The sequence below is a fragment of the Brevibacillus antibioticus genome, from assembly GCF_005217615.1.
Classification (GTDB): domain Bacteria; phylum Bacillota; class Bacilli; order Brevibacillales; family Brevibacillaceae; genus Brevibacillus; species Brevibacillus antibioticus.
This window is the reverse complement of record NZ_SZNK01000001.1, coordinates 4,129,728-4,148,150: the sequence shown is the minus strand read 5'-3', so window position 1 is coordinate 4,148,150 and position 18,423 is coordinate 4,129,728. Positions and strand designations below refer to the sequence as shown.

Annotated in this window: 14 protein-coding genes and 1 pseudogene; 11 read left to right on the top strand and 4 right to left on the bottom strand. The window is 46.8% G+C overall.

From position 1 onward, the window contains the following. Positions 1-7 precede the first annotated feature (7 nt). Both E8L90_RS19755 and E8L90_RS19750 read right to left on the bottom strand, forming a co-directional pair. Positions 8-1,717, bottom strand: coding sequence for a DUF4179 domain-containing protein (locus E8L90_RS19755; protein WP_137030935.1), 1,710 nt, complete (start codon positions 1,715-1,717; stop codon positions 8-10). Then, positions 1,714-2,271 carry an RNA polymerase sigma factor gene (locus E8L90_RS19750; RefSeq protein WP_137030934.1) on the bottom strand — a complete coding sequence of 186 codons (558 nt, stop codon included), beginning with the start codon at positions 2,269-2,271 and terminating at the stop codon, positions 1,714-1,716. The genes E8L90_RS19755 and E8L90_RS19750 overlap by 4 nt, the downstream gene beginning before the upstream one ends. Before the next feature lie 488 nt (positions 2,272-2,759). Here E8L90_RS19750 and E8L90_RS19745 point away from each other — a divergent pair, with 488 nt between their 5' ends. The 3 genes from E8L90_RS19745 (at position 2,760) to E8L90_RS19735 (ending at position 5,749) form a co-directional block, all read left to right on the top strand. After that, a complete protein-coding gene (locus E8L90_RS19745) occupies positions 2,760-3,914 on the top strand; it encodes a HesA/MoeB/ThiF family protein (RefSeq protein ID WP_137030933.1) in 1,155 nt (384 codons plus the stop codon). Between the two features lie 35 nt (positions 3,915-3,949). Then, on the top strand, positions 3,950-5,188 hold the full coding sequence (locus tag E8L90_RS19740; RefSeq protein WP_137030932.1) for a PqqD family protein: 1,239 nt from the start codon (positions 3,950-3,952) through the stop codon (positions 5,186-5,188). A 75-nt stretch (positions 5,189-5,263) separates the two neighbouring features. Beyond that, the gene (locus tag E8L90_RS19735) at positions 5,264-5,749 is read left to right on the top strand and encodes a tetratricopeptide repeat protein (RefSeq protein WP_137030931.1); all 486 of its coding nucleotides are present in this window, start codon (positions 5,264-5,266) and stop codon (positions 5,747-5,749) included. Positions 5,750-6,154: 405 nt separating this feature from the next. On the opposite strand, the gene E8L90_RS19730 is transcribed toward E8L90_RS19735, so the two are convergent. Further along, positions 6,155-6,334, bottom strand: coding sequence for a hypothetical protein (locus E8L90_RS19730; protein ID WP_137030930.1), 180 nt, complete (start codon positions 6,332-6,334; stop codon positions 6,155-6,157). A gap of 493 nt (positions 6,335-6,827) precedes the next feature. Between E8L90_RS19730 and E8L90_RS19720 the strand changes: the two genes are divergently transcribed. Continuing rightward, the gene (locus E8L90_RS19720; RefSeq protein WP_137030929.1) at positions 6,828-7,487 is read left to right on the top strand and encodes a SurA N-terminal domain-containing protein; all 660 of its coding nucleotides are present in this window, start codon (positions 6,828-6,830) and stop codon (positions 7,485-7,487) included. Positions 7,488-7,542: 55 nt separating this feature from the next. After that, positions 7,543-7,692: pseudogene (locus tag E8L90_RS19715) on the top strand (response regulator); the annotation flags it as partial. A gap of 71 nt (positions 7,693-7,763) precedes the next feature. Here the strand turns inward: E8L90_RS19715 and E8L90_RS19710 are convergent. Further along, a complete protein-coding gene (locus tag E8L90_RS19710) occupies positions 7,764-8,813 on the bottom strand; it encodes a DUF418 domain-containing protein (RefSeq protein ID WP_137030928.1) in 1,050 nt (349 codons plus the stop codon). Positions 8,814-8,913: 100 nt separating this feature from the next. On the opposite strand from E8L90_RS19710, the gene E8L90_RS19705 reads away from it, so the two are divergent. The 6 genes from E8L90_RS19705 to pruA all read left to right on the top strand — a co-directional run bounded on the left by E8L90_RS19705 (position 8,914) and on the right by pruA (position 18,284). Next, positions 8,914-9,714 carry a VanW family protein gene (locus E8L90_RS19705; protein WP_137030927.1) on the top strand — a complete coding sequence of 267 codons (801 nt, stop codon included), beginning with the start codon at positions 8,914-8,916 and terminating at the stop codon, positions 9,712-9,714. 101 nt (positions 9,715-9,815) lie between these two features. Beyond that, complete coding sequence (pcrA, locus tag E8L90_RS19700) at positions 9,816-12,161, top strand: DNA helicase PcrA (RefSeq protein ID WP_137030926.1); 2,346 nt, start codon at positions 9,816-9,818, stop codon at positions 12,159-12,161. A gap of 228 nt (positions 12,162-12,389) precedes the next feature. Then, positions 12,390-14,405 carry an NAD-dependent DNA ligase LigA gene (ligA, locus tag E8L90_RS19695; RefSeq protein WP_137030925.1) on the top strand — a complete coding sequence of 672 codons (2,016 nt, stop codon included), beginning with the start codon at positions 12,390-12,392 and terminating at the stop codon, positions 14,403-14,405. Between the two features lie 20 nt (positions 14,406-14,425). Beyond that, positions 14,426-15,352, top strand: coding sequence for a WD40/YVTN/BNR-like repeat-containing protein (locus E8L90_RS19690; protein ID WP_137030924.1), 927 nt, complete (start codon positions 14,426-14,428; stop codon positions 15,350-15,352). A gap of 41 nt (positions 15,353-15,393) precedes the next feature. Beyond that, positions 15,394-16,461, top strand: coding sequence for a CamS family sex pheromone protein (locus E8L90_RS19685; protein WP_137030923.1), 1,068 nt, complete (start codon positions 15,394-15,396; stop codon positions 16,459-16,461). Positions 16,462-16,736: 275 nt separating this feature from the next. Then, complete coding sequence (gene pruA, locus E8L90_RS19680; protein ID WP_012684430.1) at positions 16,737-18,284, top strand: L-glutamate gamma-semialdehyde dehydrogenase; 1,548 nt, start codon at positions 16,737-16,739, stop codon at positions 18,282-18,284. Positions 18,285-18,423: the final 139 nt, after the last annotated feature.

Sequence of the window (18,423 nt, the reverse complement as noted above, 5' to 3'; positions counted from 1 at the left end):
TTTTGCGTTAGTTCTTCAGTGGAAGTGCTACGCTCCAATCCATATCTTTTGCTATGTTCACTTGTTCCTCGATCGCAAGCGTCAGCTCTTTCGGGATAACGTCCATCTCATCTATGAGTGTACCTTTCATGATAAAATTCCCTTTTTCATCTTTTGTTGTGGAGCCCATAAAATTAAACTTGTATTCTTCTCCCTTGTCATCAGCACCCTCCCAGGAGTCTAAAAAGATCACACCCGGTGCCAAAGTTGCCTCTAGCTGTAATGTATTACGCAGCCTTTTGATTTTTTTAGAAGTGATTGGGTTTGTTTTCGTTATCTCTTCTGAAGCAAAGCTTGAGAAGGTTAGTGTGCTTCCTTCATGCTTTATCGTTACAGGAGTGGTTTTTAGTGTCTCAATGGAAAGCTTTTGCTTAAAATTCGAAGGAATCTGATCGTAATTATCACCGACTCTAAAGGTTAGATTTTTATCCGTTGGCAAGGAATGAAAGGTGATGAAGTGAATATTTTTGTCATCGGTTGCACGAACGAAATATTCTCTGCTTACATTTTTGAAAAATGGATTCGGTTCTTCCCCAAATTCACTCACTAGGTCCAGAGTGCTCCAAGCTGCGAGTACAGCCCCCTTGTCGTCCACTACTTCATAAGTTAAGGATGGGGAACTACCGCTTCCTTCCGTATTCTCGATAACGAATTCAGTTTGGCCAGGTGTCACCATCACTTGCTTTAGATTAATCACTTCGCCATTGGGAGCGGTAAAATGCTCGTTAATGGGAACAATTCTCGTTTCCTTTTTGGCTTTGGAAATATCAACAGGGATGGTCACGCTCCAATTTCCGTCAACTTTGTCCAGCTTCTTGATACGAAGCTCGATGTTTAGTTTGTCAGGAATCTTGCTGACATCTGTAAAATATCGGCTAATCGGTCGGCTGACCATCAAGTACTCCTCTTTTTCGCCGATGCTTTCCTTCTTGTTGTATTTAAGATGGTACTTATCAATTGTTTCAAGAACGTTTCCGTCCTCGTCTGTGATTTTTATTTCATAGGTTTCGTTCAGTTTATCTTCATCCCCCACGGGCAAATTCTGGAACAACTTTTCAAGCTGCTTGCCATTCTTGTCCTTGAAGCCGAAAATAATCCGGACATCCCTCGTATCTGCCATAACTTCTTTTACTTCCAGCGTCATTCCGTTGTCGACGGCTTTCAAATCAAGCTTCTTGTTATATCCTCTTTCAAGTCCACGCTGGATGAGGGCGTCCTCGGACGCTTCTGCTGCAAACAAGCTACTCTCTGTCTGCTGCGGATCTGATTTTATGGTAGAGGCATACAAGTTATTTACATAAGTCGCAAAGGATGGTGAAGTCAGTGTTCCAAAATAGACTACTGCTGCCATTCCTGCTACGGCGATGGTTGCTTTTTTCACGATATCCAGACTCCTTTTCTTCCAATCAATTTTCTTCTGTATGTTTTGTCTCTCTGAGCGTTTCAGCACGTGTATAGGGTAAGGGGGAAGATTCGCCAGGATGCCATGAATGACTGCTTCGGACGGTTCGTCTGTCGCCAGTGATTCTTCTGGGTCTTTCAGCTCGTCCAGCTCCTGTTTCAATCTACGCTGGCAATGACTGCAATCTTCTAAATGGGCGGCCATGACCTCGGCTTCTTCTGGCTCAAGAAGGTCGTATAGATACAAAGCAATTTGTCCTTTATCTAAGCATTTCATAGATGAAAGTCCCCTCCTTGCCCTACATGCCCGATTGCTTCCCTCAGCTTGTCTTTTCCACGAGACAGGCGCGTCCGCACAGTACTCGACGGGATCGACAGTCGATGACTGATTTCCTCACAACTCAATGATTCGAAGTAGCGCATTTCGAGGACGATCCGATACTTTTCTTCGACGGACATCATCCTTTGACGCAACAGGCGCTGACCCTCCTTATTCAGAAAGGCAACCTCCGGTGTATGGCTATCCACTGGTTCTATCTCTTCGCTGGTGGTGAGCTGCTGCTTACGCTTGCGCTTACGCAGCTCGTCCAGACAGTAGTTGGCTGCTATCCGGTACAACCATGCAGAAAAATCGTAGTTCGTTTTATATTCTGGTAAATGGTAATACGTCTTAATGAAAATTTCCTGCACGATATCTTGTGCATCCGGTGTATGTCCCAACATCTTGCGAAGAATGGAACTTACTTTTCCGTGGTATCTGGAAATGATCTCGGAGTAGGCGTCTTTGTTCCCTTGCAAGACCCGCCCGATGATCACTCGATCTTCCTCCATTAGTGCTCCCCCTAAGCAAAAAAGGCTCGCTGCGCAGCTTTTCCTTTTTTGATCAAACAAAAGTGATCTTAGTTAAATTTTCTTATTACATCCTAGTACTACGAATCCCAAAATGAAAGCGTCCCAAAATCAGGGTGTATTTCCAAAAAGGATATAAACTCTTTTCAAAAAGAAGGGATTATAAGATTTTTAATCGAAAATAGAAGGGAAAATCCTATTGCTTACGAAATAAACAGTAGAAAGTTACCAAAATATATAAAATTTTGCTAATATTTGTAGATTTCTGTAAATTCATGAAATATAATGAGCTTGTCTTCATTTTTCAATTCAGAGAGGAGGAACTATCCATGAAAATCCAAGCGAAAAAAGTTGAAAGCGTTCGCACTACTGCAGTAGCAGCTTAATTCTCTTAAGAAGAGGGGGAATAGCACACGAGCTATTCCCTTTTTTCATCTAAAATGTGCTCCGACTATTAGGAGGTGTTTTGTATGGAACGTCGTCCTTTATTTAAACCAGTGCATCCCGTTTATGAAGTGACAGAGCAGATGATCCGCTTGGGAGAGGCTCCTGGTTATACCTTCGAATTGGAAGACGAGAATGGATCCATCCGCAAGATGATCAAACTGATGGATGGTACTCGTACTGTCGGTGAAATACATACATTATTGGCTGTAGATTACCCCGAAATTACGTATGAAGAAATAGTCGAAGCTATGGAATCACTGAGTGGATTGGGCTTCTTGATGGATCAGGCGAAGGAAGAAGCTTCCGTCCTCACTTCGGAACAAAAGGAAAGATATAAAGCGAATATCCGATACTTCTCCTTGTTTACCGATCTCCATCAAAGTCCAAGCGGGCTACAGGAGCAGGTTAGTAGAAAAAAAGTGACGATTCTGGGGATGGGTGCCTTTGGCTCTACACTACTGGTCAATCTGGTAGGAGCGGGAATCCAGCATATCAAGCTCGTGGATTTTGATAGAGTAGAGCTCAGCAATTTGAACAGACAAATGGTCTTTAACGAGCATGATATTGGTCGCCTGAAGGTGGAAGCGGCACGTGATTTCATCGGAAGGCTTCATTCTGAGGTATTGATTGAAACGGAGACGCTGCAAATCAAGTCCAGCGAAGACGTAGAACGGGTTATTGCCGGAAGTGACCTCGTGATGCTCGCAGCCGATCAGCCCTTTTTCTTTTTGCAGAGATGGGTGAATCATGCCTGCACCAAGCTGCAAATCCCGTTCATTGCTGGGGGATTCAACCTGATCGAAGGACAGTTCTTCATGGTAGAACCGGGTAAGACAGGCTGTATCGACTGCATGCATTTGCATCGTTCCAGACAGATCGAGGACTATCCGCAGTTGATCCAAAGGCTGCTCGATACCAACTTTATTCTGCCCACCGCCACGATTGCACCGAACACCATGATGATTACGGGTATGATGGCTTCCGATGCTATCAGGTATTTGACAGGCATAGCTCCGGTACAATCGGCGGGCAAATTTATCATTTTCGATTTCAACACGTTGGAGAAGAGTGTGTTCTTTGAATGGGAGAGAAATGAAGCTGAATGCCCGACTTGTGGAGGCGGCAGCGGAACGGAGCCGATTTTTCATATCAAGAGAAAAGAAGCGCTCGCAAAGTAAGGAGTCGTTCCTGTAAGAGAGGAAGGTGTCTGCAATTGAATATCTCAGGAGATAGCATTCTCAAGATGCACCCGCTTGCACGTCGGGCGGAAAACGAGGAAGAGATCCTCATTGGACGAACGGATATCAGCAATTTCATTGTGCTTCCGGCCATTGGTGTCGAGATCATCGATATGCTGGATGAAGGGAAGAGCATCAATGAAGTCGCGACGATCATGGAAGAACGGTTGGGAGAACCGGTGGATGTGCTTGACTTTGCGCAGGATTTAATTGGTTCCTATCAATTTGTGTACATGGTAGATGGAGAAGTTGTCAATGAGCCAGTGCCGGTTGTGGACCATTTCTCTTGGATCAAGCAGGGGACGGGTCAGTTTTTCTTTAACAGTGTTGCCTTTGGATTATACGGTAGCTTATTTTTCACGGGTCTTTTCATTTGTTTGTTTACGGGCAAGTATATCCCGGTCTATTCCGATATCTTTGTTTCTTCTTCCGTGACGGTTTCGGTAGTAGTTTCTTTCGTGGCCACTTGGGTTTTTCTGTTTTTCCATGAGATGGCCCACTTGATGGCGGCCCGATCAGTGGGGATCGGCAGTCGTATCGGTCTGGGGCATCGACTTGTTTTTGCCGTAGCAGAGACGAATATGTCCAATATTGTTCTCGTGGAGCCACAGCGCAGATACAGGGCGTTTTTGGCGGGAATGGCCTGGGATGCGATGTTTATGGGAATCGGTGTGATACTGTTGTTTGCCAATGATCAAGGCTGGCTGACGCTTGTGCCTTTCATGGAAGCATTCATTCGTATGCTGAATGTGATCCTGCTCATGGCTTTGGCCTTTCAGTTCATGGTTTTCATGCAGACAGACTTGTATTACGTGTTGGCAACCAAGTTCCATTGCTCCAATTTGATGGTGAATACACGCCTGTTTCTAAAAGGGAAATTCCGTTCCTTGACGCAGGATGAGCAGGAGGAATGGGAGTACGTAGCCGACCATGAGAAAAGAGTCATCCGCTGGTATAGCTGGGTCTACTTGATTGGATCAGTGTGGGGCGTCTGGTTCTTTGTCCAGTATCAGCTACGTATGGCGGTTGATTTCATTTGGATCATCGCCGACGACATGAAAAATGCTTCGCTTCACTCGTGGGAGTTTTGGGACGGCATCCTCTTGATCTTGTTGGTTCTGGTTCCGTTTCTCATCTTGGGCTGGTCGTGGATGAGAGCCTATCGACAACAGAGAAGCGAAAGAGAGCGGACAAAATCCTTGCAGGGCACATAAATTACGTCTTCACCTTGCCGAGTTGCCCTGTTACGCTAGGGGAAAGAGAGATACTCAGGCAAAGGAAGTGCTTACATGAACCCGATGATCCAAACTATCATTCAACTGCGAAAAGAAGGGCATCTGGGCGAAGCGATTCAGCTTGCTCTTCAGCTCGTTAGCGAATCCCCGACTGATCCTGTCGCGCATTATCAATGTGCGTGGTGCCACGACGCAGCCGGATTGGAGAAGGAAGCCGTTCCCTTTTACGAAAAAGCGATTGAGCTCGGACTGTCTGTCGAAGACGACCTGCAAGGGGCATTACTGGGTCTAGGCAGTACGTATCGCACGCTGGGACAATACGAGCAAGCAGCAGATACGCTTGCGAAGGGGATGCAACAGTTTCCCTGCGACCGTTCCTTTCCGATTTTTCTTTCCATGGCGTATTACAATCTCGGGAAGCACCACGATGCCATGAATCTTCTCCTGAAAAACCTCGCAGAAACCTCAAGCGATCCTACGATTTTGGCCTATCAAAAAGCGATTCTGTTCTATGCAGATGATCTGAACAAGACGTGGTAGCGCCATACCTTTCCATTGGCAGGAAAACAATCACCTCCCGTTGTACAAGTACAGCAGCGGGAGGTGCCTATGTATAAGCTGATATTGGTAGATGACGAAGAAGATGTAAGAGAAGGCCGACACTCCCTATAAAAACAGAATGTCGGCTTTGGAGTTTTGAAACTACTTTTTATTTTTTTTCAGTCTAATCACGAAGTATACAATCGCACAAATAGCCATAGCAGTAATAAGTAAATAGAGAACCAAATTGGAATAGAGCCATAAGTAGTCAATTGGGGGATAATTCATTTTTTATCACTCCCTTTTTAGGTTTATCCTTTATCTTGCAATATTAGCAGACCATAATAAAAAACGGTGAGGCTAGCGTACCTCACCGGGCCAACATGTATGGATAGGCCGCACACTTTAATAACCAGGGTCTGGAACTCTTTGGGGAGAGTTGGACTTCTCCTTGTTAATTCCATAAGAAACATCAACTGCTAAAAGAGAATCATTATTGCTGTTTTTATACGGAATATCAATTGCTAGAAAAGAACCAAGCGCCATTGATAATGCTACAAGCAGGAAAGACGCCTTCTTTTTCATGTAACCACCAGCTCTCTCGTATTTTTCCAACAATTACATTATATAGGTTGTTGAATTCCTGTAACACCTCTAAATTCAACATTTTTCCGTGAACTACATTTGGGAATTCGTGCGTTTGGTTTTGAGAGTTCCAGGCACTTTTCAAATAACGGAATTGCCTTTCTATAGTTTTTCGTTTTGGAATAAATAATGGCCCGTAGATACTCGGCACGTTGCCAAAGTTGCTGCCGCTTGTAACTTACTCACTTTTTAGGAGCAGGTAAATTAAATGCTAGAGGCTCCTCTGTTTCCTTACCTAATACGAGTTCATATTACAGCGACCCTAATACCATAATAGAGGGCGAAATTGGACAGGCACAAAAGCATATCATGGATCAAATGGTGATTGTTACGGCACAAGTTCGTATGTTGTATCATCAAGCAAAGGATACCAAACAAATAATACCGGCCAAGTAGACTTTAGTTGGTAATGACGAAGGAGGTAAGATCGGATATGAAGAAACTAGCCGTTTCTCTTTCAGTAATTGCTCTAATAGGTTCAGGTTTGGCAATTTCTTCTTTTGCAACCAATGAACAAACTGACATTTTTCATTCACTCAAAGCAAAACTCAATGATATAAACTCCTCACCAGAAACTAAATTTGCTCAAGTTGAAAACGAAGATATAACAAATAAGGAGTTTCAAATCTATAAAGCTTACATGAACGCTAACCAAAAGCTCAATAACATCGATGAGAAACTATCAGATACTGATTTGTTGAAAGATTTAGTAATTGATAAACTACTCGTACAAGAAGCTGAAAAACAAGGGGTAGCTGTTAGTTTAGAAAAAGCAAAAGAACATTCTCAAGAGATGAGAAAAACATTAGAAAGCACCACCGATGAGAAAGCAAAAGAATTCCAAAAAAACGTAATAAACGTAACCGATTTAAGTGAGGATGAGTATTGGGAAAGTCATGCTCCAGAAGCATACAGAAACCAGCTAAGTATCCAAAATCTGATCGAGAAACTGGTTCAGGATGAAATACTTCCAAATGCGACTAACGACCTTGAAGCGTTTAATGAAGCATATAAGAAATACACGGATGAATTGTATGAAAATCACTCTGAAGAAGTGAAAATTTTTACCAATGAAATTCAGCTAAACAACTAAGTCAAATCAAAATAAAATCCGCCTAAACACATGACCACAGACTGGCATAACCACGGAGGTGGTTGCCAAAGCAGAAAACGGCAGAGAGGCATTGGAACTGGTAGAGAGACTGCGACCGGATGTCGTCGTAACCGACATCAAGATGCCCTTTATGAACGGAATTCAGCTGGCGGAGTCCATCGGGTGCGAGTACCCTGCCATTCGCAAATACTTGGCAAAAAATTAGAAAGAGACCCCGGTCAGCTGTCAGGCAGCTTTTCTGGGGTCTTTGCTTGCTTATTTTCTCAGTGGTGTGATTTTCATATACGTAAACAATCGCCATACCCACTCAAGTGGCCCCATGCGGAAGAAAGACAGCCAGAGTACGCTTACTGCCATTTGCACCACGTAGATACCAAGGCAGATCAGTGTCGTTTGCAAGTAGCCGAGATTGCCAAACCAATCCAACAAATAGCTTCCCACAAGGATCAATACGGTTTGTCCGACGTAGTTTGTCAAAGCCATGCGACCGTAGCTGGTTAGTGGAGAGAGAATGGTCTGCACAGTTTTATTTTGCAGCAGCCGAATCAAGGTCGTCGTGTAAAAGGCAGCCATGACAAGACCTGTGGAAGTCAAGGCAATTGTGTAGTTCATCAACTGCTGAAGGGTTTCTTCTGACATGGTATCGTCTACAACCAGATTCGCTCCACCCATTGCCGGATCAGCCGGAGTCAGTCGGTATTGGATAAACAAGCCGATTAACGAAAGGACAAAGGTCACGCCCTGCACTTTTTTTATTTCTGGCAAAAATCTCGGAATGTCCTGAAAGGCCTCGTATTGTCCGACAGCAAGTCCCAATATAAACAATGGAAGCACCAAAAGCGCTTTGAAGCCGGTAGCGCAGACAGCGATAGATAGAATAAGGCCGATGATCAGATTGGTTCGCGCCTTCCATCGATAAAAAGGCAGTAAGATGAAGCCGAAGATGGCGTAGATGAAGAGTGCTTCGCCAGGGTGAAACATTTTATGCACATAGCCAAGAGCGAGTAGCGCAATCAGACGCCGAATGAACAAAACGGTACTATTGTCCCCTTTTGCTTTTGCTCGACTGATGAAAATATAGAAGCCTACGCCAAACAAGAAGGAAAAGATCACGAAGAAGCGAGATTCCACAAAGAAATTGAAAAACTGGAACAGCCAGTGGTCCACACTTCCTATTTCAGGTATTTGTGCATACAGCAATGCCACGATGTTGACGAGCAGAATGCCCATTAAGGCGAAGCCCCGTACGGTATCTAATGTATCAATACGTTGATTCAACGTAAGTGCGTTTTCTTTCAATCCCATCACTTCCTTCTCTCGTTGTTCGTCGTCTGACGCTATTCGACCGCAACTTCATCCTAAATTCCTGCGTCTATTGTAATAATCAGGAAGTCGGGGGTGCACAATGAAACCGATCGCACGGGGAAAGTGGCGTCTGGCAGCAGGCATGGCCTATTTTCGTTGGAAAAGGTATGTACAATGGACATTGGGTCGAACGAGGTTCGCTCATGAGAAAAGAAGCGAATGGTTGCGTTATGTCCATTATTCTCATCAAACGATTTTGTTACGCCCATTGCAGAACGTGGAAATGTGGATGCAGCACAACAAAGTGATCAATTTGCGTCTGGCAATTGCACGACTGAACGGATTGATCATCCATCCCGGGGAAACCTTTTCGTATTGGAGGCAGATTGGCAAGCCGACTCGTAGCAAAGGCTATGTAGAGGGCATGCTTCTCTCGCAGGGACGCGTCACAGCCGGAGTTGGCGGAGGGCTTTGTCAGCTCTCCAATCTGCTGTACTGGATGACCCTGCATACGCCATTGACAGTCACGGAACGACATCGTCATAGCTACGATGTTTTTCCTGATTCGAATCGGACACAGCCGTTCGGTAGTGGAGCGACTTGTTTCTATAACTATCTGGATTTGCAAATCGCCAACAACACGCATCAGCCCTTTCAACTGCATGTCTATCTGACCGATACACATTTGGTAGGGGAGTGGCGTTCAGACATGCCACCGACACGAACGTATGTCATTATCGAGAAAGAACATGAGATCCATCCTTCGATTTGGGGAGGGTATGAACGGAAGAATGAATTGTATCGTGATGTTTATTCGCTGGAAGGAGAATGGGTGGAGCAAGAATGGCTGACGCAGAATCGGGCTTATTTGATGTACGAGCCATTGCTGCCGAAAGGATGATGTTTCCTGTTCGGGATACGAACTGGAACTCCACTTCGATCTGTGCGAAAATAGGAACATATGCTTTCGTCTAGGGAACGTGGAAAGGTGGATTTATACATATGTCTTTTGCAGATCGTATCACAGCAGGGCTGAACCCGGAGCAGCGGGAAGCAGTCCTTACAACAGAAGGCCCCGTCTTGATTTTGGCCGGTGCGGGTAGCGGCAAGACCAAGGTACTGACACAGCGTATCGCATACCTGATCAGTGCCAAACAGGTAGCGCCATGGAGCATTCTGGCGATCACCTTCACCAACAAAGCAGCACGGGAGATGCAAAACCGTGTGGCTGCCATTATTGGCGGTGCGGCAGCGCAGGATGCATGGCTGTCGACGTTTCACTCCTTGTGTGTGCGGATTTTGCGCAGGGATATCGACCGACTCGGCATCAATCGTAGCTTTTCTATTTTGGATGCTGGTGACCAGCTGTCTGTCGTCAAGCAATGTTTAAAAGAATTGAACATTGATCCGAAGCAGTATGAGCCGCGTTCGATTTTGGCAGCGATCAGCGGAGCGAAAAACGAGCTGACCGATCCAGAAACCTATACGCGTCTTGCGGGCGATCCATTTGCACAAGTGGCAGCCAAGGTTTACACCGCTTATCAGAAAAAGCTGAGAAACAACCAGTCGCTGGACTTCGATGATTTGATCATGACGACAGTTCGACTGTTTAAAGAAGTGCCGGAAGTATTGGAGTTTTATCAAAACAAATTCCGTTACATACACGTTGACGAGTATCAGGATACAAACCGGGCGCAATACCTTTTGATTTCCATGCTGGCAGACAAGCATCGAAATGTATGCTGCGTGGGGGATGCTGACCAAAGTATTTATAAATGGCGCGGTGCCGACATCTCGATCATTTTAAACTTTGAAAAAGACTATCCCGAAGCCAAGCTTATTAAGCTCGAGCAAAACTATCGCTCTACCAAAACGATTTTGCAGGCGGCTAATCAGGTTATTGCCAATAACAAGCTGCGCAAGGAAAAGAAGCTCTGGACAGAGAATGCGGGCGGCGACAAGATCATGTGCTTCCAGGGTGATTCCGAGCACGACGAGGCGTATTTTATCGTCGATACGATTCGCAAGCAGATGGCAGAGTACAAGAGCTACGACAAGTTCGCGATCTTGTATCGGACGAATGCACAATCCCGTGTGGTCGAGGAAGTTTTCATCAAGTCGAACATGCCGTACACTATCGTCGGCGGAACCAAGTTCTACGATCGCAAAGAGATCAAGGACATCTTGGCTTATTTGCGTCTCATTTCCAATCCGGATGACGATATCAGTTTGCAGCGCATCATCAACGTACCAAAGCGTAATATCGGGGATACGACAGTAGATAAGCTACAGGCGTATGCGAACGCAAATGGTCAGTCCCTTTTCCAAGCGATTCAGGAGACGGCTTATATGGGACTGCCTTCACGCACGACGAATGCGATCCTGTCCTTTAATGATCTCATCTCGAGTTTGATGCAAATGACCGATTACTTAAGTGTGACTGAGCTGGTGGAAGAAGTGCTGAAGCGCTCTGGATACCGTGATTCTTTAAAAGAAGAAAAAACATTGGAAGCACAGGCTCGTCTGGAGAATATCGAGGAGTTCCTGTCTGTAACCCAGGAGTTCGAGCGCAAAAATGAAGACAAGAGCTTGCTTGCGTTCCTGACCGACCTCGCGTTGGTAGCAGACATCGATTCCTTGGGTGGTGATGGTGCCCAGGAGGAAGTATCGGCAGAGGGACAGGTTGTATTAATGACCTTGCACAGCGCCAAAGGGCTAGAGTTCCCTGTGGTGTTCCTAGTTGGTTGTGAGGAAGGTGTCTTCCCGCATAGCCGCTCTTTGTTTGACGATGCCGAGATGGAGGAAGAGCGCCGACTGGCTTACGTGGGAATTACACGGGCGGAGGAACGTCTGTACATGACATGTGCCCGTATGCGGACGTTGTTTGGACGGACCAATGTGAATGCGCCGTCTCGCTTCCTTCAAGAAATTCCGGCTGAGTTGTTGGAAGGAAATCCAGCGACAGCGGACCGAGGCTTCGGCGGTGGACGCAGCAGTGCATTTGGACAGCGTGATGGCAGTGCATTCGGACGTGATGCGGGAGCGAGACCGTTTGGAGCGTCCGCCTCACAAGCAAGCTCCGCTCCGAAATTTGGCATGGGTCAACGAACCCCAAGCAGCACACCTGCTACATTTACTCGTCCGGCTGGTGAAAAACTGCCTGGACACGGTCAAGGAGCAGGCGTTGATTGGAAGGTTGGCGACAGAGTGGCGCATGGCAAATGGGGCAACGGTACGGTCGTCAAAGTAAAAGGAACGGGCGACGACATGGAGCTCGACATTGCTTTCCCAAGCCCGACTGGCATTAAAAAGCTATTAGCGAAGTTCGCTCCTATCCAAAAAGGATAATGTGCAAATGCAAATACAGGCCAATCGCAAAAAGGTAGTTCAAAAAGTCGTCTTTTGATCACGAAGCAATCCGGGAAGCTTATCCGCATCGATAATGGCGTTCACCTTCGAAGTCCGGTGCTCATGTAGGTACCTACACTCCGCTCCTCCTTCGTGCGGTTCTCGCCATTATCTCGGTGCTGAAAAGCCAACTTTTTGAACAGGTATGAGTAAGAAAGGATGAACGAGATGGATCGATTGACGGCGGAAACAAAAATAAAAGAATTAGCGAAACAAATTGAGCGGCATAATCGTCTTTATCATGAAGAGGATCGACCTGAGATTTCTGACCAGGAATACGATCAATTGATGCGGGAGCTAAAGGAGCTTGAAACCAGCTTCCCTGATTTGCAGTCACCTGATTCTCCTTCCTTGCGTGTAGGGGGAGAACCGCTGCCCTTCTTTGAAAAGGTCGTTCATAAGACACCGATGCTCAGTCTCGGCAACGCCTTTAATGAGGAGGACATCAGGGATTTTGACCGCCGGGTACGTCAGGCCGTTGGCAGTCAGGCTGTCCGATACGTGGCTGAACTGAAAATTGATGGTCTGGCCGTGTCGCTTCATTATGAAAATGGGCTGTTCGTCCGCGGGGCTACACGTGGAGACGGAACAACAGGCGAAGACATCACACAAAACCTAAAAACGATTCGTTCCATTCCTTTGCGGTTGACGAAGCCGTTAACCCTCGAGGTTCGCGGTGAGGCTTACATGTCCAAGGGAGCATTTGAAAAGCTGAACAAAGAGCGCGAGGAGCGTGGAGAAGCGTTATTTGCCAACCCGCGCAATTCCGCAGCAGGGTCACTTCGACAGCTCGATCCAAAAATTGCCGCATCCCGTCAACTGGATACGTTTGTTTACGGCATTGGCGATTTGCAAGGGGAGACAGTGGAATCGCACAGTGCAGGACTTGATTTGCTGGAGACGCTCGGCTTCATGGTGAATCAGGAGCGACGTGTATTTGACGACGTCGATGAACTGCTCGTCTTTATTGCGGGCTGGACAGAGAAGCGTCCTCATTTGCCTTATGAAATCGACGGCATGGTGATCAAGGTCGATAGTTACGCTCAGCAGGAGGAGCTTGGGTTTACTGCGAAAAGTCCACGTTGGGCCATCGCATACAAGTTCCCTGCCGAAGAAGCGGTTACGATTCTCGAAGCTATTGAAGTATCTGTGGGGCGTACAGGAAATGTCACCCCGACTGCCTTATTGAAGCCAGTCAGTCTGGCAGGTACGACCGTGAAGCGTGCTTCTTTGCACAACGAAGATATTATTCGGGAAAAAGGCCTTCTTATCGGCGATCATGTTGTCGTCAAAAAAGCGGGGGACATTATCCCGGAGATTATCGCAGTTTTGCCAGAGCGTCGCACTGGAAGTGAAGTACCGTTTGCCATGCCAACGCATTGCCCTGAATGCGAGAGTGAGCTGGTGCGCTTGGAGGAAGAAGTGGCTCTGCGCTGCATCAATCCAATGTGTCCGGCACTAATCCGTGAGGGCATGATTCATTTCGTGTCCCGAACAGCCATGAATATTGACGGCTTGGGAGAAAAGGTCGTGGCCCAGCTGTATCGCGACGGTATTATCCACAGTGTTGCTGACCTGTATTATTTGCACCAGCAGCGCGATGTTTTACTGGGTATGGAGCGCATGGGTGAAAAGTCGGTAGATAATTTACTCGCGGCTATTGAAGCGAGCAAGGAGAATTCACTAGAGCGCGTCTTGTTTGGTCTTGGTATTCGATTGGTCGGAGCCAAGGCGGCACGTGTTCTCGCGGAGCATTTTGGCAATATCGATGCCATTATGCAGGCATCCGAAGAAGAGATTACAACAATCGATGAGATCGGACCGAAAATGGCAGCGAGTCTCGTGAACTACTTCGCACAGCCGCAGGCTCAGGCAGTGATTGAGAGACTGCGGGCGGCTGGAGTGAACATGGAGTACAAAGGAATCCGCATTGAGAGTGGCACAGACCTCCCATTCTCAGGTAAAACAATCGTTTTGACCGGTACCTTGACGCAAATGTCGCGGCAGGAGGCAGAGGAGGCGATTGCGCGCTTGGGTGGCAAGGTAACAGGCAGCGTCAGCAAGAAGACAGACCTGGTGATTGCAGGCGAAAAAGCCGGCTCCAAGCTGGAGAAGGCAGAGAAACTAGGCGTGGCTGTTATGGACGAAGCAGGCTTCCTGCAAGTATTAGAGAGCAACGCCTAGGAAAACGGTGGCGACAACGGATGAGTAAGGGAAGGGACGTGAAGAGCATGAATAGCTTCCTGAAATGGGGAATTGGTGTAATAGCCATGCTGCAATTGGTTGGCTGTGGAAGTGACAGCAGTACTGGTAGTAAACAAATCAATACGAAACCACCAACAGTTACAGAGGCTGCTCTAAAAGGGAACTTGACCTATCAGGACGTATTGGAACTGGGAGCAACCGTTCACAATCTGATGATGACCGATGATGCTCGTCAAATATGGGTTGGTACGAATGCAGGGTTGTATAGCTCGGCTGGCGGTGGAACATGGGGGTCTCTCTCGACAGATTTAGAGCAGTATGCGATCGAAGGCTGGTTTGTGGACCCAGTTGATCCGAAGCAAATATTTGTCGGCGGGATTGATGGGGTTCTCCATTCAACAGATGGCGGTAAAAAGTGGACTTCTGTCAACAAGGGGTTGCCAGAGCCAGCGAATATACGCAGCTTTGTGGGGAATCGCCAAGGAGACAAAGTGCGTCTGTTTGCCTTTGTCTCGGGTGAGGGCATTTATCAATCGACGGATGAGGCCCAATCATGGAGTCTGTGGCAGCCGATGGATCAGGAAGTATTTACTATGGACTTTGATCCCGAACAAGACCGTCTCTATGTAGCGGCCCAATTCAGCTTGCTCTATAATGAAGAGGGGCAGTGGAAGACAGAGGCGATTCCCGGAGCACAGCAGATCTATTCGCTCGCCATTAACAGACGAACTGGCACTCTCGCTGTCGCAACCGAAAAAGGTATCTATGAGAAAATCAAGGGCGAATGGCGGTTGCTTGAAGCTCGTTCACCAGAAAAGCTGATTGTCATTGCTTCAGGTGGCGAGGAGACAAAATGGGTGGGAATTGGCGAATCGGCATTGATCTACAAGCTCGAAGACAATCGATGGATCAAGTGGAACGAATGATTTGTACATCGCCCACTTTTGGATACGAAAAGGAGTAATCTATGAAAGTGAAGTTTTTGACAGGATGCAGGTTCTTGACAGCTGTACTTCTTGTGATGGCATTGACTGGCTGTTCGTTGATACCTGGGGGCAAGGACAAAGCTCCTGAGCCTACTACACCGTCCTTGTCGGAGGTAGTGGAAGTATCCGAGGATTACTACGGCAGCATTACCCCGTACCAGCCAAACCAGACACGAGGAATGCTTGCTGATACGAGATATCGCATCGATTTCAGTCACCTTGAATTAGGCCTGATGGAGTTTGCTCGGGAGACATACCCGACGCCCGATTATTATTTTCAAGAAGGTCAAGTGATTAAAAAAGAGCAAGTCACCCAGTGGATCGCACAGGAAAAGACGGCCGGGCCAAACGGGAAAAAGAAAAATGGAATTCTCGTGCACGTATTGGAGCATGATTACCTGAGTAAGAAGGATAAGAGCCTGGCTGGCATGGTGTTGGGCTTGTCACTCTCGCCGAACTATAAGGATGCAACCGGTCAGGACAAGGTGTACACGACACAAGAACTGCAAGCAAAAGGTCAGCAGGTTGCAGCTCGTATCGTGCAGTCTGTACGTGCAACTAGTCCGGAAGTTCCGATCCTGGTTTTGATGTATCAAGTACCGGAGGCGAATTCCTCTCTGGTGCCGGGGCACTTCATCATGTCAGGAACAGTAGGGGCAAATGAAGCAACGATATCCAAGTGGCTGCCGATCGAAGAGGAATTTTTCCTGTTCCCAAGTCCAGAGGTTGAGCAGAAACACCCAGAGCAGTCGTTGCAGTATGACAAGCTGATGCGCCAATCCAAGGGCTATTTCCCTGAATATATCGGGATGACTGGCCTGGGACGTTTCATGGACGGCAAGCTCACGGAAATTACGATTACCGCCACAGCAGAGTATGACTCCAGAACAGAGGCTTTGCAGTTTACGCAATTTACAGCAGGAAGCATTAATCAGCTCTTCGATAAAAACGTTCACGTGAACCTGTACGTACAGTCGATGAATAAACCCTTGTCGCTCTACATTCGACCGACAAGTGGTGAGCCGTATATGCATATTTACAGACAATAAGGAAAAGCATACAACACCCGAATGATCGCCTGAAAAGGTGAGGATGTCGGGTGTCTTTTTTGTACACAAAAGATAGAGGGTTGAACAAATTTGTGAAATGTTGAACGGTATATGTACAAAAGTGTTCGGGATACTTCTTGAATCTTGTCGGTGATTTTTCTGCAAAAATGCAAACACTAATAGAGTCGAGCCTTTAATTGTTTTGTTGGTATGATCCTTGCATATGTTTTATAAGTGATCCGAACATGGAAGATATCGATAAGGAGGCGTCACAGATGCAAGTGGAATTCAAAAACGAGGCGTTTACCAATTTTAGTCTGCCAGAAAATAAAAAGGCATTTGAAGAAGCTCTCGCTAAGGTAGAAAGTGAGCTTGGCCTTGAGTATCCGCTTATCATCGGCGGAGAACGCATCACAACCGAAAAGAAATCCAACTCCTTCAACCCTTCTAATAAAGAACAAGTAGTGGGCGTTGTTTCCCAGGCTGACCAAGCACTGGCTGAGAAAGCGATCCAAACAGCTGCTAGCACTTTCGAAACATGGAAAAAGGTGCCTGCACAAGCACGTTCCCGCTATCTGTATAAAGCAGCAGCAATCATGCGTCGCCGTAAGCATGAGTTCTCTGCTTGGCTCGTAAAAGAAGCAGGAAAAAGCTGGGCAGAAGCTGATGCTGACACAGCAGAAGCAATCGACTTCATGGAATACTATGGCCGTCAAATGGATAAGCTGTCCCAGCGCCATGATCTGCCTCGTATCCCTGATGAAGACAACGAATTGTACTACGTTCCACTCGGTGTAGGTATCGTTATCCCGCCTTGGAACTTCCCTCTTGCGATCATGGTTGGTATGACGACAGCAGCTCTCGTAGCGGGTAACACTGTCGTATTGAAGCCTGCTTCTACCACTCCAGTAATCGCTGCGAAATTCATGGAGATTCTCGAAGACGCTGGCGTACCAGCAGGTGTTGTAAACTTCGTACCAGGTTCCGGTAGCCAAATCGGAGATTACCTCGTAGAGCACAACCTGACTCGTTTCATCAGCTTTACAGGTTCCCGTGACGTAGGTCTGCGTATCAACGAACTGGCTGCGAAACATCGTCCAGGTCAAAAATGGATGAAGCGTCTGGTTGCCGAAATGGGCGGTAAAGACTCCATCGTTGTTGATAACGACTGCGATATCGAGTTGGCTGCACAGTCCATCGTGGCTTCTGCATTCGGTTTCTCCGGTCAAAAATGTTCCGCTTGCTCCCGTGCTATCGTTCACCAAGACGTGTACGACCAAGTACTGGGTCGCGTAGTAGAGCTGACCAAACAACTGACTGTGGGAGACATCAGAACCAACGATTTCTACACAGGCCCTGTGGTTGACGAAAAAGCATACAACAAAATCCTCGAGTACATCGAGATTGGTAAAACAGAAGGCAAACTGGTTGCAGGTGGCGAAAAAGGTCCAGAATCCGGCTACTTCATCATGCCTACTGTATTTGCAGATGTAGATCCACAAGCTCGCATCATGCAAGAAGAGATCTTTGGCCCAGTGGTAGCGTTCTGCAAAGCCAACGATTTCGACCATGCAATGGAAATCGCGAACAACACCGAGTACGGTTTGACTGGCGCTGTCATCAGCCGCAACCGTGAGAACCTGGAGCGCGCTCGCGAAGAGTTCCACGTAGGTAACCTGTACTTCAACCGCAAGTGCACAGGCGCTTTGGTGGGTGTACATCCATTCGGAGGCTTCAACATGTCCGGTACAGACTCCAAAGCGGGTGGACCAGACTACCTCCTGCTCTTCACACAAGCAAAAATGGTTTCCGAAAAACTGTAAGCTACACAATAAAAAGCTGCCTCTTTTACAGGGGCGGCTTTTTTGTTCCTATTTTGTCCACACTAAAGACAAAATGATGGGCAAAGCAGGTGAGGGTAGCTGTTTACTTATATCGTGTCAGGACTCTCCTCGTTTTTTG